Raw genomic sequence first — 1,413 nt, forward strand, 5'->3', positions numbered from 1 at the left:
CGAGCCGGCGCGGAACACCAGAAGCGAGGTGGTCTGCTCGCCCGAGCCGATGTGGTGCGCGCCGTTCTCGTCGCCCATGTCATGGGCCGAGGAGCCGGCGGCGCCGAGCGCCTTGGCAATGCCGTTGGGGTCGATGATCATGATGACCGCGCCATCGCCCAAAATGGTGTTGCCGGAGAACATGTCGATGTGACGCAGCTTGGTCGACATCGGCTTGACCACGATTTCTTCAGTGTGGAACACGCCGTCGACGACGATGCCGAAGGTCTGGCTGCCGACCTGGGTCACCACGATGAAGCCGTTCTCGGGATCGGAGGCCGCGCCGTCGTCGATCTTGAGGAGCTTCTTCAGGTGGATCAGCGGCAGCAGCTTGTTGCGCAGGCGGAGCACCGCGGTGTCCTTGATGCGCTCGATGCGGTGCTCTGAGTTGGCGCGGGCACGGACCAGCTCGACCACCGAGAGCTGCGGGATCGCGAAGCGGTCACCGGCGGCCTCCACGATCAGGGCCGAGACGATCGCCAGCGTCAGCGGGATCTTGATGGTGACGGAAGAGCCTTCACCGGCCACCGACTTGATGTCGATGGTGCCGCCGATCTGGTCGATATTGGTGCGGACCACGTCCATGCCGACACCGCGGCCCGAGACCGAGGTGATGGCGGCCGCGGTCGAGAAGCCCGGCGCGAAGATGAACTTGTGGATCTGGGCTTCGCTCATTTTCTCGAGCTCGGCCTCGGTGACGAGACCGGACGAGATCGCCTTGGCCTTGATCTTCTCGGTGTTGAGGCCGCGGCCGTTGTCGGCGATGCAGATGATGATGTGACCGCCCTCGTGATAGGCGGACAGGCGGATGGTGCCCTGCTCGCCCTTGCCGGAAGCGAGGCGCTCGGCGGGGGTCTCCAGGCCATGATCGGCGGAGTTGCGCACCATGTGGGTGAGCGGGTCCTTGATCAGATCGAGCACCTGGCGGTCGAGCTCGGTGTCGGCGCCGTGCATCTCGAGTTCGATCTGCTTGCCGAGTTCGCTCGAGAGGTCGCGGACGATGCGGGGCAGCTTCTGCCAGGCATTGCCGATCGGCTGCATGCGCGTCTTCATGACGCCTTCCTGCAGCTCGGCGGTGACGTTGGACAGGCGCTGCAGCGGCACCTTGAACTCGGTGTCCTCGTTGCGGCGGGAAATCTCCAGCAGCTGGTTGCGGGTCAGGACCAGCTCGGAGACCATGGTCATCAGATGCTCCAGCGTATCCACGTTGACGCGGATCGACTGGTTGGCGATGCGGTCGCCTTCGGAGGCACCCTCGTCGGCCATCGACTTCTTCGGCGCGGCCTTCTCCTTGGTCGCCTTGGCTTCCTTGACGACCGGTGCCGGCGCTTCGGCGGCGGGCTCTGCCTTGACCTCGGCAACGGCGGCCGGCGC

Annotated in this window: 1 protein-coding gene; it reads right to left on the minus strand. The window is 65.5% G+C overall.

The genetic code is table 11. The features are described from left to right. The coding region (locus tag SE92_RS22190) for a chemotaxis protein CheA (protein WP_198172752.1) at positions 1 to 1,413 on the minus strand (1,413 nt) is incomplete at both ends.

The sequence above is a fragment of the Bradyrhizobium sp. AT1 genome (assembly GCF_001590795.1).
Classification (GTDB): Bacteria; Pseudomonadota; Alphaproteobacteria; order Rhizobiales; family Xanthobacteraceae; genus Bradyrhizobium.